The organism is Flavobacterium sp. WC2509 (genome assembly GCF_052683105.1).
In genome coordinates this window covers 1,065,939-1,084,119 of record NZ_JBQZFG010000001.1, presented here as the reverse complement: position 1 = coordinate 1,084,119, position 18,181 = coordinate 1,065,939, and the positions used below count along the sequence as shown (strand labels likewise).

The following is an 18,181-nucleotide window of genomic DNA, read 5'->3' as shown; positions in this document are numbered from 1 at the left end:
TCTTAATAATCTTTTCGAAGGCTAATGTCTAGCCAAGATAGCCGAATTGCTTTTGTAATTGTCTCATTCATTTTTCCTTAAAAAAAAGAAAAGATAGAACGAATAGCTAGATTTTGCTCCTAAGTATTAATAATCAGCTTATTTTAAGTTTAATTTGGGTTTAATGGCTTTACGTTTAACTTCTTATTAATACTGTTAAAAAAGGCATTGGCTTATATTTGTAATGTTGTAATTGATTTTCATTAATTTATAAACCATGGGAAAAAATGTTTTGATAACAGGTGGTACCGGTTTTATAGGAAGGTATTTAACCGAAAAATTAGTGAAAAAAGGCTATAAAGTTTCAATACTTACCAGAAACAGTAAACCCAATACAGAAAACGTTTCCTATTATATTTGGGATGTTGCTACACAAAGTATTGAAGAAGAGGCTGTACAAAATGCTGATTACATTATCCATTTAGCGGGTGAAAATATAGCCGAAAAAAGATGGACTGCTAAAAGAAAAGTTGCAATTCGAGACAGCAGAACACGATCTGCCCAATTGATTTATGATACTTTAAAAAAGCTGGATAAAAGAATTGATGCGTTTGTTTCGGCTTCGGGTATTGGGTATTATGGAGCTGTTAATGGTGAAGGTATTTGTACCGAAAATACTTTGCCTGCCAATGATTTTGTGGGAACTGTTTGTAAGGAATGGGAAAAATCAGCTGATTTGATGGCTGGGTTAGGTATTCGTACCGTAAAGATCAGAACAGGTTTGGTTTTAGGGAAAAATGAAGGAATATTAAAAAAATTAGGCCCAATTTTCAAAAGAGGTTTTGGAAGTGTTTTGGGTTCAGGAAAACAGTATATGCCTTGGATTCATGTGCATGATTTGTGTTTGATGTATATTGAAGCTATTGAAAATGAAAAAATGACGGGTGCCTATAATGCAACAATTAACGATAGCACAACAAATTTAATTTTCTCTAAAGAATTGGCAAATTCTTATGGTTTTTCGATTTGGTTACCCAAAGTCCCAGCTTTTTTAATCCGATTGATGCTAGGGGAAAGAGCATCACTGCTTTTGACAGGAAGAAGGGTTTCATCAGATAAAATAAAAAAACTGGGGTTTAGATTTCAGTTTAAAAATCTTCAACAGGCATTAAAGTATTGCCGAAAATAAATAGTTTCTATTAGTTAGTTTAAAACACACTCCAGTTGTGTATTTACCTTTTTTGAAATTTTGGCAACAACAATATTTGGAATTTCTATATTGAAATCATCCGTGTTTAATATGAAATTGGAGTTTACTTGGATTCCGTTGCCTGCCTTTTTAATTTTTGCAAGAACAGTAATCATTCGGGTTTGTCCGTGAATCGTTATTTTTCCTTTTATCAAAAAATCTTTCTCTTCTTCGGTAATAAGTTTTAAATCAAATTTTTCGATGTAACCTTTAAAAACAGCTTTAGAATAGCGGTCACTTTCCATGTAATTACTATTGAAATGTTCTTGCATCAAATTTCTTTTGAATTGAAATTTTTTGATGACTGCCGTAAAGGTTATTTCGCTTTTATTTGGGATTAAAGTACAGTCCACTGCATCATTTTTAGCTTCTACGGCTTCGAACAATGGCACTGATGCTTCAAAATAAATAGAACATTTGGATGAGCTAAATTTATTTTGTGCATTAATGGGATAAAGGACTAATAATAGAGCTAATAGAGTAAATTTTTTCATAATCTTTTCTATTAAAGGGTGTACTTAAAGTTACGATGTTTTAATGACAACTGTCTTAAAATTGCGCCAAAAAAAAGGTTGATATTAAAAGATTTTGTCTTTTAATGTCAACCTTTTTTATTAGATTTTAATACCTTAAAAAGGAGTTTTTTTTTATGAGATGATGATGAAAAAATAAAATATTATCTCTTAGCCCCGATTGCTTCGCCAGTTCGCTTCGCTCGTGTGTAGTGAAAATCCTTATGTCCCGGGGTTCGGGATAGAAGATTGCAACGAATAGCGGGACAACTGTTGATGAAAAAACTAATCTTTCTGCTCCTAAAAATAATTATATTTTCAGATGTATTCAACTTAGAATCTTAGTTGCTTAGTCTCTTAGCATCTTTAGAAAAAAAACTAATCTAAATTGATTTGAATATTATACTTTTTCAGACTTTCCAGTGTTTCTTTTGAAGTATAATTAAATTCTTCTTCATGTAGTTCACGTTCTTTTTTTAGAGCGATTTGTTTTAATGAATTACAAAAACGTTTTACATCTTCAAAATTGGACAGAATTAAACCTGGTACAGGCATACTGTTGCCTTCGTTATCTTTGGCTACCATGGTAAAATAAGAAGAGTTGCAATGTTTTTTAAAGCCTGTCTGGATATTTTCGGCTTCTACTCGAATACCAACTATCATCGAACTTTTTCCAACATAATTTACAGATGCTTTCATTGTCACTAATTCTCCTACTTCGATAGGCTTTAAAAAATTTACAGTATCTACGGAAGCCGTTACACAATAATTTCCAGAAAATTTAGAACCACAGGCAAAAGCGATTTGATCTAAGAGTGATAAGATGTAACCACCGTGAATTTTTCCACTAAAATTGGTATGAGAAGGTAACATTAATACTGAAATGCTAATATGAGAGGAAGCAACTGTTTTGTAAATTTTGTCCATAAGTTTATTTTTGGTTAAATGGAGAATTTTCTTTTTGTATTGTTTTTATAAAATATCTGGTTTCTCCCCACCAGAAAAAGGTTCTGTATTTTTCTTTGTAAGTAAGTTTGACATATTGCCCTTGAAGAGATTTCATTTTGTCAATCACTTCTTTGTCGCTATCCAAAACTGAAAATTTAAAAATTTGTGCACCCGAAATTCCTTGGCTTAATTCTCCTTCCCAAGTTTTTACGATAATTCCTTTATGACTTAATCGTATTAATTCCCCAGATCGAATGCCTTCGCTAACGGATACATAATAGATGAAAGCAAAATAGCCTGCAAAACCTATACTTATTATTACAATAATAAATGCTAGTATTTTTCTCATTTTGTTTTTTAATTTAGAAGTGAATGTTCATCTGTTTCGGCTCTTTTTAAAATGCTATCTGGAAGTGCTTTTTTAGCTTTGGCTCCCATTTTTTTGAGTTTTTCGACGCTTATGATGAGGTTTCCTTTTCCTTCCACGAGCTTATTCATGGCTCCTTGGTATTCGACTTTACTTTCTTCGATTTTTTTACCAATTTTAATCAAATCAGCTACAAAGCCTTCAAATTTATCATATAAAGCACCGGCTTGTCTTGCTATTTCAAAGGCATTTTCCTGTTGTTTTTGATTTGCCCACATACTATCAATCGTGCGTAAAGTTGCCAATAGAGTAGAAGGAGTAACAATTACAATATTTTTTTCAAAAGCTTTGTTATATAAAGTAGTATCTTCATTAAGTGCCAATGCAAAAGCGGGTTCCATAGGGATAAAAAGCAAAACAAAATCAGGGCTTTCTATTTGGTATAAATCGTGATAATTTTTCCCTCCCAATTGATCTACGTGGCTTTTTATCGAATTGACATGTTCTCTTAAATAGGTTTTCTTTAAAATTTCATCTTCCTCGTTAATGAATTTTTCATAAGCTGTAAGGGAGACTTTAGAATCGACAATCATCTTTTTTCCATCAGGAAGATTGATAACAACGTCTGGAAAAACACGATTGCCTTCCTCTGTGGTGTGACTTTGCTGTACGTGGTATTCTCTGTCTTTTTCTAATCCCGATTTTTCCAACACACGTTCTAGTACTAGTTCGCCCCAGTTTCCTTGCATTTTGCTGTCACCTTTTAAAGCTTTAGTCAAGTTTAAGGTTTCTTTGCTCATTTGAATGTTCATTTCGCTTAGGCCAATAATTTGTTGACGCAAAGCTGCATGGTAATCAATACTTTCTTTGTGTGTATCTTCGACTTTCTTCTCGAATAATTGAATTTTATCTTGCAGTGGAGTCAAGATATTTTTCATATTTTCTTTGTTTTGCTCGGTAAATTTATTAGATTTTTCGTCTAATATTTTATTGGCAAGATTCTCAAATTCTTTGGTGAATTTTTCTTGTAGTTTTTCAACTTCCTCTTTTTGTTCTTTGTTACGTTCCCAAAGATTTTCAAAATCGACTTCTTTTTTAGAAAGTTGAATAGCTAAACTATCTTTCTCATTTCGGATATTTTCTTTTTCAATATTGGATGACTCCAATTGTTTTTCGAAAGCATTTTTATCTAATAAGAATTGCTCTTTTTGTTGATTAATTTGCGAATTAAAAGCGATTAACTTCTCTTCCAAGCTTACTTTTTCGGATTGAAATCGAGCCGAATAGATGAGTTTTCCAATGAAGGTACCTATTGCAAGTGCAATAATAAAAACTATTAATAGCGGAAGAATTGTTAACATGATGTTTTTTTTAAGAATGTAAAAGTACGCATTAATACGTAGTACTTAATTCTAAAAAATGAAATTTCACTAATTATTAAAAATTCTATGCTAAATAAACAACTTTCCTATAGTTTCACGCGAGAGTAAAAGAAACATATTACTCCTTTCTTGTAGTTTATAACTAGAGTATAATTCAGTTTGTTTAAATATTAAAGAAAAAAAAACTGCCCGAAAAATAATTTTCGAGCAGCTTAATTTTAATTGAATTATTGAAGCTATTTCTTAATGATTAATTTGCTTGATTTGTTGTTAGTGTTACTAATTTCTTTTATGAAATATACACTGTCATTCAAATTTTGTAAATCAATAGTGTTAATGACATTAGCTTCAATTTTGAATGTTTTCACAATTTGACCTTGTTGATTTACCACAAGATAATCACCATTTGAATCAGATTCCACATTTATAATTCCTTGACTTGGATTAGGATAAATAGAAAGTTTAGAATTAGTTTCAAAACGAGTAGTTCCTAATGTTGCAACCGTGATACAATTTGATGTTAATGTACAACTTCCTAAAGTAATGGCTACTTTATAATCACCTGACTGACTAGGTGTGAATGTGCTACTGTTAGTTCCAACAGGTGAATTGTCAGAACACTTGTACCATTGGTAAGTAGCTCCTAATTGAATTGCTGTTAATGTAACTCCTGTTGATGTAACTGTTAAGTCGATAGGAGCTGGTTGTGTTATTGTTACCGTTGCAGTTTTTGTACAACTATTAGCATCAGTTACAGTCACAGTATATGTTCCTGCACTCAATCCAGTTGCTGTAGCAGCTGTTCCCCCTGAAGGCGACCACGAATAAGTATAGCCTGGAGTTCCGCCTGAAGGTGTTACTGAAGCGGCCCCGTTAGTTCCCCCATTACAAGACACATTAGTTTGAGAACCGATTGCCGTACTGATAGCCGTTGGTTGCGTAATTGTAAAATTACGAGTAGCCGTACAAGAATTAGCATCGGTTACCGTTACGGTATAACTTCCAGCTGCAAGTCCAGTAGCAGTAGCAGTCGTTCTACCCGAAGGCGACCAAGAATAAGTATATGCACCAGTACCTCCCGAAGGAGTAACTGAAGCTGAACCATTAGTTCCACCGTTGCACGACACATTGGTTTGCGAAGCAGTTGCCATATAGATAGCCGTTGGCTGTGTAATAGTAACGTTTCTTGTAATTTGTGTTGATTCATTATCTGTAATAGTACAGGTATATGTTGTGGCGCCTAATCCAATAGCAGAGGAGCCACTTCCTCCCGATGGAGACCAGGCATAAGTATATGGAGCAACTCCTCCCGAAGCAGTTACCGAAGCCGTACCATTATTGCGTCCATTACAAAATATATTTGTTTGACTAGTAGTTGCCGATAAAGCAGCATTCGTCGTGAAAGTTAAATCGGAGCCATAACCTGTTCCCTCAGTATTGGTTGCATAGGCTCTAAAGTGAACAAGTGTTCCTGGAGGTAAAGAAGAAATTAGTGCACTGAAACTTCCAGTTCCAGTTCCATTGGTAACTTTGGTATTTGCAGTTGTAGGATTTGCAGTTGTCGCCCAAACAATACCTCGCTCTGTTACTGCTGATTCTCCGATTGATGTAACATTTCCTCCAAGGGTTGCTTTTACAGCACCTACTCCAGTTGCTGTTGTTGTAGTAACTGTTGGAATATTTTTTTGCCATGTCATAGCATCTAAAGAAACATAAGCTATATTTCCTGTAGTCGAAATTACATATTGGTCTATAGCAATATTGGAATTATTCTGTGCTCCAAAAGTTGCCATGTTTATAAGAGTAAAACCATTTGCAACTCCCATGCTTGTGTTGAATCCAGAGCTCGAAGTTGCTGTAAACTGGGTTGCTCCTGCCAGTTTTCCAGTAATTGTAACCGATCCTGTAACATTAATATTAGCAGTATTTGTCGCTAGATATAAATAAATATTTTTCAATGCAAATGCTGTATTTCCTGCTGAAGAAATTGTAAACTGTACAGGTTGACCAGAAATGGTGTAATTGTTATTGTCTATATATTTATTATCAGCAGCTGAGCCGTTCCATCCAGTACCTGGAAAGGCACCTTGAATGGCGAAAGTAGATGACTGGCTGGTAATATTGAATACCTGTCCGTTGTCTGTAAAGTTAGTTGCACTTTGGGTTTCGGTTTCAAATGTCTCTGTTGTTTGTGCCCTAAGGAAATTGGACATAAAAAAAACACATAAAATAAATAAGTAGTTTTTTTTCATAGCTAATTAAAATTTAGTTAGTTTTCCTACTCGATATGGCTTTTCGGTTACGCCCCATTTTTATAGTGATTTTGGATTCCACTTTAAACATGAGACAAAATTATAACAAGGGGTATGCTCTGGAATACTCCAAAAAGTTTTTCCAAAGAAAATCTATAGCCCGAAAAGTTTTTTTTTTGGGGAAACCAAGGATAAAAAAATAAAATCTTGCTTAACATTTAATATAAGAAAAGCTGTCCGAAAATTTTTTTCGGACAGCTTTTAATTAATGTTCAAATATTATTAAAACTATTTTTTGATAATAAGCTTGTATGCTTTGGCTTGGTTTAAATCTTTTATGAAATAGATACCATCTGCAAGATCTTCTATATTTATAGTGTTAATTTCATTAGCCTTTACTTTTGATGTTTTAGCAGTTTGTCCTAATTGGTTAATAAATTGAACATCAGCATCTGTATCAGGATTTATATTTACTGAATAAGAGCTTGGATTAGGATAAATCAAGAATTTGGATTTCTTTTCAAAATCACTAACGCCTAAAGAGACAACTGACACACAATTTGAAGTCATTGTACATCCGCCAAGAGTAATTTCTACTTTATAATCACCAGATTGTGTAGGTGTGAAAGTATTGCTATTGGTTCCAACAACGGAATTGTCTGAACATTTGTACCATTGGTATAAAGCTCCTGATTGAGTTGTTGTTAAAACACCTGAATTTTGAGTTACACCATTATCGATAGGTAACGGTTGCACAGGAATGGTTACCGAAGCTGAAGCCGCAGATGTACATGTTGAAAGATTTGTAGCTGTAAATGTATAAGCAGTTCCCGCAGTTCCCGAAATTAGCCCTGATGCTCCCACAGTAGCACCTGCTGGTGTTGATACATAAGTTAAACTTGGAGAATAATTTACTATTGAAGCGGTTCCGTTAGCAGAACATGTTGCAGCAGTTGAAGTAACCGTTGGTGTTGCTGGTGCAACATTCACAGTTAATGCTGCTCCGTTTGAAGTTGCCGCTGGTGTACATGTTCCCGTCGCAATAGCTCTGTATAAATAGCCATTCAAACCTGCAGTTGCACCAGTAATAGTCAATGTAGCAGTAGTTGCTCCAGAATAAGGTGCACCATTAGAAATGTTGGTATAACCAGCACCTTGATCTACCTGCCACTGATACCCTGTTGCATTAGATGTTGCAATACTGAATGTAGTATTTGCACTGGCACAGATTGTGCTCACGCTTGGTTGTGCTGTAATTGCAGGTGCAGCATTCACAGTTAATGCTACTCCGTTTGAAGTTGCCGCTGGTGTACATGTTCCTGTCGCAATAGCTCTATAGGAGTAGCCATTCAAACCTGCAGTTGCACCAGTAATAGTCAATGTAGCAGTAGTTGCTCCAGAATAAGGTGCACCATTAGAAATGTTTGCATAACCAGCACCTTGATCTACCTGCCACTGATACCCTGTTGCATTAGATGCTGCAATACTGAATGTTGTAGTTGCACCGGAACAAATAGTGCTTGCACTTGGCTGGGCCGTAATTGCTGGTGCCGAGTTAATCGTCAAGCTTGCAGTATTGGATGTTGCGTTCGGTGTACATGCTCCTGATGCTACAACACGATATAAATATCCGCTTAATCCTGCCGTTGCGCCTGTAATAGTTAACGTAGCTGTTGTTGCCCCGGAATACGGTGCACCGTTGCTGATATTAGAAAAACCTGCTCCCTGATCTACCTGCCACTGATAACCTGTTGCATTCGATGCTGAAACGGTAAATGTAGTGTTAGCGCCCGAGCAGATCGTACTCGCCGATGGTTGGCTTGTAATTGCAGGAGCTGCGTTGACAGTTAATGCTGCATTGTTTGATGTGGCATTCGGTGTACATGCTCCTTTTACTACTGCACGGTAAACATACCCACTTAAAACTGCTGTTGCGCCAGTGATGGTCAATGTTGCTGTTGTTGCACCTGAATATGGCGCACTATTGCTAACATTTGAAAAACCTGCTCCCTGATCTACCTGCCACTGATAACCGGTAGCATTCGATGCTGTTACCGAAAACGTTGTAGTAGCTCCTGCACAAATAGTACTTGCAGACGGCTGGTTCGTAATTGCCATCGCCGAGTTAATCGTTAAGGCTGCGCTATTAGATGTGGCATTCGGTGTACACGCTCCTGTTGTTACTGCACGGTAAACATACCCGCTTAAAGCTGCTGTTGCGCCTGTGATAGTTAATGTTGCTGTTGTTGCACCTGAATATGGCGCACTATTGCTAACATTTGAAAAACCTGCGCCCTGATCTACCTGCCACTGATAACCCGTAGCATTCGATGCTGTTACCGAAAATGTTGTAGTTGCTCCAGCACAAATAGTACTTGCAGACGGCTGATTTGTAATTGCCGGCGCCGAGTTAATCGTTAAGGCTGCGCTGTTTGAAGTAGCTGCAGGCGTACACGCTCCCGTTGCTACTGCACGGTAAACATACCCACTTAAAGCTGCTGTTGCGCCTGTGATAGTTAATGTTGCTGTTGTTGCACCTGAATATGGCGCACTATTGCTAACATTTGAAAAACCTGCCCCCTGATCTACCTGCCACTGATAACCAGTAGCATTCGATGCTGAAACAGTAAATGTAGTAGTTGCTCCAGCACAGATCGTACTTGCCGACGGTTGCGTAGTAATAGATGGTGCTGCATTGATTATTAATGCTGCGCTATTCGATGTGGCAGCGGGAGAAGTAGATCCTGTTGCTACCACACGATAGGTATATCCGTTCAAAGTTACTGTTGCACCTGTGATGGTTAATGTTGCGGTTGTTGCACCTGAATATGGCGCACCATTGCTAACATTTGAAAAACCTGCCCCCTGATCTACCTGCCACTGATAACTGGTAGCATTCGATGCTGTTACCGAAAATGTTGTAGTTGCCCCTGAACAGATCGTACTTGCTGATGGCTGGGCAGTAATAGATGGTGCTGTAGCTGCTGTAAAAGTCGTTCCTGTTGAAGTTGTAAATGTGACCGTATTCGTAGTACCTACTGTTGACCAGTTTGCAGTGTTTGCAACCAATGCTTTATAAGCAGCTAAAGAAACTTGTCCGCTTGTAGGTCCTGTATATTGACCGGCCACAACATTGGGCCCTAAGAAAATCTGACTTGTACCTGAAAGGTCACTAGGTAAATAAGAGGTAGATCCGTTAATCGCTCCTGTTGTTACCCAGCTGGTTGCTGTTCCGGCAGAACCGGACAAGCCTATTCCAAACAATAATGTTCCGCTAAAAGTTGTAGAATTAGTACTGGGACCACCTGCGCCTTGAAAAGCAAAAATCTGATCACCGGATGTGTTGGTTAATGACATGTTCGTTGCAACACTTCCATTAGAGGAATTGGTAACAGATGTAACGGTACCGATATTTGTTACTGATCCGGTTGGAACTGTAGCAGAATTCGCCTGAATCGTAATAATAGTACCTGCAGCTATCGTGCTACCTGTATTATTCGTCCATACAGTGTATTGTTCCTGCTCTCTGTATATACCAGCAGTATTACTGTTTGTATTATTGCTGAACCCATTATCGGTAAACTTAATAACTGTATTCGGAGCCAGGTTTACCCAGGTAACAAATGCAAAACCATCTGGCGCATTTGCATTAACTCCCACAATAGACAAATCTCCGGTAGCAAGTGTTGTCTGGGCAAATAATTTAACAGTACTTACAAGAAGAAGAGATAGTAATGGAATGACCCATTTACTCAGATTGTAGATTTTTTTCATAGATTGCTGATTTAGTATTAAAAGTAAAAACGATTATTATCTGGTTATTTATTGATTATATACATAAGTATGTGTTCGTCCATTTTGAAAATACACCATCTGGTTTGTCTGCAACGTACTGTTCAAATTCTTCCATTACTGAATGCGCTTCTGAAATACGTTTAAGTCCGCATGTACCACCTTCATTCTTTATAACTTCAACCAAATACATGGGTGCTATAAAATGATGTTAAAATGAGATTTTGTGTTTTTTTATAGGTATAATGTTTTTTGAAAACATTAAAACAAAATTGCTTTGCATTAAAAATCAATAATGCACCAACATTTCATTCTTTTTAAATAGTTAGGTGAGCCAATTTATTGATGGATTAATTAATTTGTGTACTTCTTGCTGACATAATAATAAATTTAGCAATTGGTCCTACTCGTTGGTTTTTCGGTTGCATCCCATTTTTATAGTAGTTTTGAATTCTACTTTAAAAATCGGACAAATGTATAACAAGAGACATGGTCAGGAGTACTCCAAAAAGTTTTGGCAAAGAAAATCTATAGCCCGAAAAGTTTTTTTTGGGCGAAACAAAGGATAGAAAAGAAAAGAGTTGATTATTCTGCTATTTCAAATTCCTGCTTTTGCAGGTCACTTGGCAGAATATTGTGGTGTTTTCTAAAGGCTGCAGAAAATTTACTGGTATTATCGTAGCCAAATTTATACGAAATCTCTTTTATCAGAAATTTGTTTTCAAGAATAAGTTCTTTTGCCTGCTGCATTTGTTTTTCCTGAAAATATTTATAAATAGGTTTTCCAAAGAATTGCTTAAATTCAGATTTCAGCTTACTTTCTGAGATTTTAAATTTTGCTGCCAGTACATCGATACCCGGAAATTTATCAAACAAATGATTTATTAAATAGTCTTCAACTTTGTTGATGATGAATTTATCTTCATAGTCTATAGCAAAATATGACTCTATAATTTTCTGTTCCTTACAAAGCCTGAAAAAGTCGAAAATAAGATTGATCGTTGAGAATTTTAATTGCAGAAAGTCTATAGAAGCCGCTTCGCTATTAAGATTCATAACATCGTCAAAATGGTTAAAATTTTTAATTACTTCTTCATTACCCGTTAAAGGCCAGGCAATATAGGGTTCATCTGAAGCAATAAAATCGGCAAGACCTCCTTCAGAGAAAAGGCTATTCGTAGCAAGATTGCGCTGCAGCCATTCTTCATTAAAATACAGTGTAATATATTTGTTATCCGAACCTTTAAAATTTAGATCGCAGTTCCGTTCTTTTGGTTTAAAGAATGTCCAGCTATAGTTTGAAAAACAAAGCTGTTTTTCACAAATTTTTTTATCAAGATCTACTTGTTTTGAAATGTGATTCAGGCTTAACATATAGTAGCCTTTATCTTCTACTTTCTTCTCTTTTGGATTATCATAAACAAGGTCAAATGCAACATTGGTTTTATACCTCATTTTAGAGTAAATAATCCAACATCCTTCTTCAAGATTCTGGTAACTGAAACCTCCGTCGCAAAAAGGCGTTTTTGCATAAATGCATTGCCTTTCTATATTATGTTTCATAAATGGGTATTTGGCAAAACTCTCCACCAAGTCCTTGGGAGATTTGCTGCTGTAAGGGAGATGATAAAATCCATTACTGTACGTAAAAAAGTACTGTTTGAACTGGTTAAGCCAATTCTTTAAATTAAGTAGAACCATAAAAGTAGAAAAAAAGGGGGGAGCAAAGATAATATTAATTTACTAACTTTTATTTAAGTAGTGATAAATTTGAATTGACTGTTGAATTAAATATTTCTAGTCATCTTTTAGGAATAGGATAATAATGTTTTATATTACCCGTTGGGTGTAATTATTTTTAACACATAGAAACATAGAATTTATAGGGGATTAAAAGAGTTTGATAGAAGTTTTACTTCTCTCATAGTTCATCTATGTGACCCGAGACCGAAGGGCGAACTGACGAAGTAAAAATAGTGCTATTTCTATTCATTCTTTAGTGTTTCGTCATTAAATCTATGTGTCTATGTGGTTCATTTTTTATTTATACAGAATTACACCCAACGAGTTTTATATTTTTTAATTCTTTAAAAGTAAGAGTGTGTTAATTATTAATGAATAAATACTAATTATTTGAAATTCAGACTTATGGGATGGGTTCTGTTTTTTACTCTGTTTTTTAGGTTAAAATTTGTTTATAAATCAATCAGAATTGCTGCAATGAGGATATTTTGCTTCTTATTATTTTAAAAATGTTTGTCCTGTTTTAAAAGAGAATGTTTTTTAAAAACTTAAAAAACAAATCTATCTTTGTCCTCTCAAAAAAAACAGAATGTCTCACCATCATTTCATCATTCATAAACCTTACGGATATTTAAGCCAATTTATTTATGAATTGAAACGCAAGAAAAAACTCTTGGGCGAATTGCACGATTTCCCAGAAGGCACTATGGCAATCGGTCGGTTGGATGAAGACTCAGAAGGTTTATTGTTATTGACTACCGATGGAAAAGTGAGTGAACAGATTCGGTCTAAAAAAGTAGATAAAGAATATTATGTACAAGTTGATGGAGTAATTACTCAGCAAGCAATAGATTTATTAAAAGAAGGAGTTGAGATCGGATTTGATGGAGGCAAATACAAAACCAAAAAATGTGAAGCCAGATTCATTACTGAAATTCCTGATTTTGGGCCTAGAGGTAAAAAAATTCGCGACGAACGTCATGGACCTACTTCTTGGGCTTCTATAACAGTCAACGAAGGGAAATTTCGTCAAGTACGTAAAATGACAGCAGCCGTTGGTTTTCCAACCTTGAGATTGGTACGTGTCAGAATAGGAAACGTACACTTAAATAATTTAAAAGCCGGAGAAGTCTTGGAAGTCGATAACTTTAATTAATCATTTAATTTTTTCAATTTATAAACATGTTAAACATCGTTCTCGTAGAACCCGAAATACCAAATAATACCGGCAACATTGGTCGTTTGTGCGTAGGTACCGAAAGCCGTTTGCACTTAGTACATCCTTTTGGATTTGTTATTAATGACAAAAACCTAAAGCGTTCTGGACTTGATTATTGGGTGCATCTTGATGTAACTGAATATCAAAATGTATCTGAATGGATGTCTCAAATACCTGATCATTCAAGAGTTTTTTTGATGAGTTCCCATGCGGAAAAGTCTTATTTGGATAATCAATTTCAAGATGGAGATTGGCTAGTTTTTGGTAAAGAAAGTGTTGGCTTAAGTGCTGAAGTTTTGGCTTTATTTGAAAATCATTTAACCATTCCGATGTCAAAATTAATAAGAAGTTTTAATATAGCCAATTCGGTTGCTTTTGTAGTGGGCGAAGCAAAAAGGCAAATTAATATAAAATAGTTTTTTGGAAAATTCAGTTACTGTTAGCGAGGCGATACAAAGAGGGAAAAGAATAATAACTTATCCTTCGAGACTAATGATTTTTTTGCCTATTCTTATTTGTATTCTTTTTGCCTTAGGTCATAAAAATTTAAATTTTATATATGCCGGAATTCTATTAGCTGTAATACTTCCATTTGCTTATAAATTTATTATGATTACACGATGGAAAATTTAGGCATTTGAGAATGTTAGAAACCTACATCAATTAAGACAAAAAGCATACGAGGAGGGTATAATATTTAGTCAGGATAATGCCAGTCTTTTTGAATTCAGAAGTGCAAGTCAAAAGGAAAAATTAGAAAAATTAGAACAAAAGTTTCTACAAGAAGATGTTTTTCAGGATGATGTATCACTTCCAAAGGAAATGATTATTCATTTCTCAATTTTTAAAGCGGTTTTTGGGATTATTATCTGGGGTAGTGCCTTATGCATGGGGATTCACTTTTTCAATACAATTACAAAGGCTGTAATTATCATATTATTATTGGCTCCTTATTTGTTATTCTTAAAAGTTAAAAATTTATTGAACCGAGAGCCACAAATTTTGATAAGTGATAAAGGAATTCAATTGGAAAACGAAAGATTAATAAGTTGGAGAAATATTAAAGATGAAAAATTAGTTGTGGAAAAATACTATGGAAGATACCCAATCGGGCATATCAGAAAAAAATATTTGTCTTTTTCTACTGAATATTCTAATTACAATATATTAATTAATCCTTTAGATATTTCATTTACCAATTTAGAAAATGCTCTCCAAGGATATCGAGCTCGTTACGAAAACGATCATCTTAACTAATTACAAACTTCCCTTTTTCGCTGTCAAAAACAATATGTTCATCTTTAAATAAAGTATTAAAACTTCCTTTGGCAATCAAATGGCAAGGTTCATCCTGCACTACTGATTCAGGAGTCATGATGATCATTTCGTCACTCAACTGTATTGCCATATCAATATCATGAGTCGAAAATAAAATACATTTTCCAGTTTCGTGCGTTAGTTTTTTTAAAAGTTTGAGCAAAGAAACTTTATGTAATAAATCCAAATGGGTTGTGGGTTCATCTAGAATAATTAAAGGCGTGTCCTGTGCCAATGCTCTGGCAATTAAGACTTTTTGTAATTGCCCGTCACTTATTTCGTAATGCTTTTTTTGAGATAAATGTTCTATTTGTGTTTGTGCTAGAGCGTCTTGAACTATTTGAATGTCAATATCTGACAAGGTTCCAATCCAATTAGTGTAAGGCTGGCGTCCCAGCGCCACCAATTCAAAAACGGTTAAATTACTTGGAGGCAATTTTTCAGTCAAAACCATGCTTAAATTTTGAGCGAGTTCCAAAGGTTCATAACTGCTTATCTTTTTATCATTTAATAAAACAGTTCCCAGTAAAGGTTTTTGAATTCCGGTAATGGTGCGTAATAAAGTCGATTTTCCTATACCATTTGCTCCAATTAAAGCTATTAGTTTTCCTGCTTGAAGATTCAAGTTGAGGTTTTTGGCTATGGTCACAGTTTCTTTTTTGGAAGCGTATCCAATGCTTAAATTAGAGGTGGTGAGGATATTGTGTGACATATTTATTAATATTTTTTTTTCAATACAAAGCTTAGCGAACTTTGCGTAATCCTTTGTGAACCTAGCGGTTAATTTTTTACTTAAAATTCCTCTTTCGAACCAACAGCCAAATCACAACAGGCGCACCCAATATTGAAGTAATAGCATTAATCGGTAAAGTTACTTCCATTCCTGGCATTTGAGAAACTACATCACATACTAACATAATAGCAGCTCCAAAAAGTAAAGTACTCCAAAATAAAACAGTATGATTACTAGTTTGAAATACTAATTTAGCAATGTGAGGGACTGCCAATCCAATGAAGGCGATAGGTCCAGCGTAAGCAGTAATACTTCCTGCTAAGATACTGGTTGCTAATATGATGATAAATCGAGCTTTGTTGAAATTCAACCCCATGCTCTTGGCGTAATTTTCACCCAAGAGTAATGCATTCAAAGGTTTGATACTCAATAAACTCAGGAATAATCCCAATATTACGCAAACAGTTAAAATGAGAATGGATGTCCAAGACAAATTGCCAAGATTTCCCATAGACCAAAAAGTGAATTTTTGTAATTGTTCCGCCGAACTAAAATAAGTAAGAACACCAACAATTGCACTGGTAAAACTTCCAAACATGAGTCCAACTATAAGTATAGCCATAGTGTCTCTCAAACGTTGGGAAACTAATAAAACTAATACTAAAACGGAGGTACTTCCTAATGTGGATGCCAAAACAATTCCGTAGGGAGATAACAAAACACCACTCAAAAACGAAGGCAATATACTCGCACCTAAAATCACAAAAGCAACTCCCAAACTTGCTCCAGAACTGAGTCCTAAAACATAAGGTCCAGCAAGTGGATTTCTAAATAAAGTTTGCATTAACAAGCCGCTTATAGACAATCCCATTCCAACCAAAACGGCTGTAATGGCTTTTGGTAATCGGTAGTTGATGACGATGTATTCCCAAGTCGATTTACTGGCATGACCACCTGTCAAACTCGTGTAAACATCTTTAAAAGGAATAGTAATAGAACCAAAACTAATGTTCACAAAAAACAAAACAATTAGCCCTGCAAAAAGCAATGAAAATAAGGTTATATTTCGTTTAGGATTGTTCAATTAGTTTAGTTTTGTAGCAAAAGTAAAAGCATAATTAGGAAGTAATTCAGGATGAAAAATTTTGATGTAATCTTTCAATACCAAATCAGGTCTGGAAGGTGATAATTCATAGAAAATAGTACCTCCAGTCGCTCCCAGTTTTCCTTCAAAAGTATAAATATTTTTAGTATTAAAAGCATCAAATTGACTGTAATGAGGGTTGGCATTTTTCAATTCCGCTAATGATTTGAATGAACCGGTTGCAATCCAAAAAGAAGCCGTTTTGGCTTTGTCCAAAATGTTTTCAAAAGACAATCCAAGACTTCCAGTTCCTTCTAAATCTTTCCAAAGATAATCACCTTTAGCATCTTTCATAAATTGGGCAACCCAGCTACTGCCTTTGGCTACATACCATTGATCCTGATACATAGAACCGTACAATACAGTTGAGGTTGGTTTTTGGTTCGCAACCAATTTTACCGCATCATTGTATTCTTTTACGATATTGTCAAATAATTGGTTTGCTTCTTTTTCTTTGCCAAATAAAACGCCATATAATTTTAACCACTCTGCTTTTCCCAGTGGAGATTGCTCCATCCAATCGGCTTGAATTAATACTTTTAAACCACTTTTTTGTAAATTTTCAAGAGTTGGATTATTGTTGTCAATACCAAAAGTCACAATAAGTTCTGGTGCTAATTCAATAAGTTGTTCAATATTAAGTTTTTCGTTTTGTCCCACATTTTTAACCGAACCAGCGTCAATTAAAGCTCTGGTTTTTTCGGAAGAAATATAATCGGTATGAGGAAATCCAATTAATGTTTTTTCTACACCCAACATTTCAAGAAATGGAATATTTGTAGTAGAAGTCACTACGATAGATTGTAAAGGAACATTGATTTGAGTATACTTTTTTAAGCTATCTGGAACAATTCCGTTTTTTTCTTTTAGAATGTATTTGAAATTTTTAACAGCATCTGGCCAAGGATTAGAAACCGTTACTACCGTATAACCGTCCTGTTTATGAATAGCCAAACTTTTAGAATATTGAATGCTGTTTGTAGTGTTAACAGTATTTATAGCCTCTTTTGTTTCATTTTTTTTACATCCAATAAAAGAAAAGAGAACACTGATTAAAAGAACTTTGTAGAATGAAAATCGCATATTATTTTTTTTTCAATAAGGGCAAAGGTATAGTAAATTATAAATTTCTTGTTTAATTTTTACAGTAAAAAATAAGACAAACGCTATCTTTACAAAATGAATGTTATAAAACAGAAGCATTGTTCGACCTGTCAAAAGCCTTTTAATTGTGGAGATACTCCTGAAGGGGAAGCTTGTTGGTGCAATGATTTTCCTCCCATTTTCAATCCGTTTGACATTGCCGATTGTCTTTGTTCCAGCTGTTTTAAAAAAGCCTGTGCGGATAAAATAGATGAATTTGTAGCCACAATAACTCCCGAAACAGCAATAGGAAATAAAGCTTCGTTATTGCCAGAAACTGCCCAAATTATAGAAGGAATTGATTATTATTTTGAGGATGGTAACTATGTTTTCAAACCTTGGTTTCATCTCAAAAGAGGCTATTGCTGTAAAAGCGATTGTACGCATTGTCCGTATTGATT

15 protein-coding genes are annotated in these 18,181 nt (G+C 35.0%); 5 read left to right on the top strand and 10 right to left on the bottom strand.

Features of this window, described 5'->3' with window-relative positions:
* Window positions 1–256: 256 nt before the first annotated feature.
* Complete coding sequence (locus tag ACUN3A_RS04295) at window positions 257–1,168, top strand: TIGR01777 family oxidoreductase (RefSeq protein ID WP_445550107.1); 912 nt, start codon at window positions 257–259, stop codon at window positions 1,166–1,168.
* A 14-nt stretch (window positions 1,169–1,182) separates the two neighbouring features.
* Here ACUN3A_RS04295 and ACUN3A_RS04290 read toward each other — a convergent pair whose 3' ends face one another.
* The 7 genes from ACUN3A_RS04290 to ACUN3A_RS04260 form a co-directional block, all read right to left on the bottom strand.
* Window positions 1,183–1,722 carry a YceI family protein gene (locus tag ACUN3A_RS04290; protein ID WP_445550106.1) on the bottom strand — a complete coding sequence of 180 codons (540 nt, stop codon included), beginning with the start codon at window positions 1,720–1,722 and terminating at the stop codon, window positions 1,183–1,185.
* Between the two features lie 396 nt (window positions 1,723–2,118).
* Window positions 2,119–2,667: an acyl-CoA thioesterase gene (locus ACUN3A_RS04285; RefSeq protein WP_445550105.1), complete on the bottom strand. Its 549-nt coding sequence runs from the start codon at window positions 2,665–2,667 to the stop codon at window positions 2,119–2,121.
* A gap of 4 nt (window positions 2,668–2,671) precedes the next feature.
* Complete coding sequence (locus ACUN3A_RS04280; RefSeq protein WP_445550104.1) at window positions 2,672–3,037, bottom strand: 6-phosphogluconate dehydrogenase; 366 nt, start codon at window positions 3,035–3,037, stop codon at window positions 2,672–2,674.
* 8 nt (window positions 3,038–3,045) lie between these two features.
* Window positions 3,046–4,416 (bottom strand): DNA recombination protein RmuC, encoded by a 1,371-nt coding sequence (rmuC, locus tag ACUN3A_RS04275; protein WP_445550103.1) that lies wholly within the window; start codon window positions 4,414–4,416, stop codon window positions 3,046–3,048.
* 257 nt (window positions 4,417–4,673) lie between these two features.
* Window positions 4,674–6,689, bottom strand: a complete 2,016-nt coding sequence (locus tag ACUN3A_RS04270) for a T9SS type A sorting domain-containing protein (protein WP_445550102.1) — start codon at window positions 6,687–6,689, stop codon at window positions 4,674–4,676.
* 288 nt (window positions 6,690–6,977) lie between these two features.
* Window positions 6,978–10,463, bottom strand: a complete 3,486-nt coding sequence (locus ACUN3A_RS04265) for a T9SS type A sorting domain-containing protein (RefSeq protein WP_445550101.1) — start codon at window positions 10,461–10,463, stop codon at window positions 6,978–6,980.
* A 603-nt stretch (window positions 10,464–11,066) separates the two neighbouring features.
* Window positions 11,067–12,044 carry a helix-turn-helix domain-containing protein gene (locus tag ACUN3A_RS04260; protein ID WP_445550100.1) on the bottom strand — a complete coding sequence of 326 codons (978 nt, stop codon included), beginning with the start codon at window positions 12,042–12,044 and terminating at the stop codon, window positions 11,067–11,069.
* A 769-nt stretch (window positions 12,045–12,813) separates the two neighbouring features.
* Here ACUN3A_RS04260 and ACUN3A_RS04255 point away from each other — a divergent pair.
* From ACUN3A_RS04255 to ACUN3A_RS04245, 3 genes are all read left to right on the top strand, one after another.
* The gene (locus tag ACUN3A_RS04255) at window positions 12,814–13,380 is read left to right on the top strand and encodes a pseudouridine synthase (protein ID WP_445550099.1); all 567 of its coding nucleotides are present in this window, start codon (window positions 12,814–12,816) and stop codon (window positions 13,378–13,380) included.
* A 26-nt stretch (window positions 13,381–13,406) separates the two neighbouring features.
* On the top strand, window positions 13,407–13,859 hold the full coding sequence (locus ACUN3A_RS04250; protein ID WP_445550098.1) for a tRNA (cytidine(34)-2'-O)-methyltransferase: 453 nt from the start codon (window positions 13,407–13,409) through the stop codon (window positions 13,857–13,859).
* Window positions 13,860–14,265: 406 nt separating this feature from the next.
* Complete coding sequence (locus ACUN3A_RS04245) at window positions 14,266–14,700, top strand: hypothetical protein (protein WP_445550097.1); 435 nt, start codon at window positions 14,266–14,268, stop codon at window positions 14,698–14,700.
* On the opposite strand, the gene ACUN3A_RS04240 is transcribed toward ACUN3A_RS04245, so the two are convergent.
* From ACUN3A_RS04240 to ACUN3A_RS04230, 3 genes are all read right to left on the bottom strand, one after another.
* On the bottom strand, window positions 14,693–15,472 hold the full coding sequence (locus ACUN3A_RS04240) for an ABC transporter ATP-binding protein (protein ID WP_445550096.1): 780 nt from the start codon (window positions 15,470–15,472) through the stop codon (window positions 14,693–14,695). The two genes, ACUN3A_RS04245 and ACUN3A_RS04240, sit on opposite strands and share 8 nt — an antisense overlap.
* Window positions 15,473–15,548: 76 nt before the next feature.
* Window positions 15,549–16,577 (bottom strand): iron chelate uptake ABC transporter family permease subunit, encoded by a 1,029-nt coding sequence (locus tag ACUN3A_RS04235; RefSeq protein WP_445550095.1) that lies wholly within the window; start codon window positions 16,575–16,577, stop codon window positions 15,549–15,551.
* Window positions 16,578–17,720, bottom strand: a complete 1,143-nt coding sequence (locus tag ACUN3A_RS04230) for an ABC transporter substrate-binding protein (protein ID WP_445550094.1) — start codon at window positions 17,718–17,720, stop codon at window positions 16,578–16,580.
* Between the two features lie 96 nt (window positions 17,721–17,816).
* Here ACUN3A_RS04230 and ACUN3A_RS04225 point away from each other — a divergent pair, with 96 nt between their 5' ends.
* A complete protein-coding gene (locus ACUN3A_RS04225) occupies window positions 17,817–18,179 on the top strand; it encodes a DUF5522 domain-containing protein (RefSeq protein WP_445550093.1) in 363 nt (120 codons plus the stop codon).
* The last annotated feature ends 2 nt before the right edge of the window (window positions 18,180–18,181 follow it).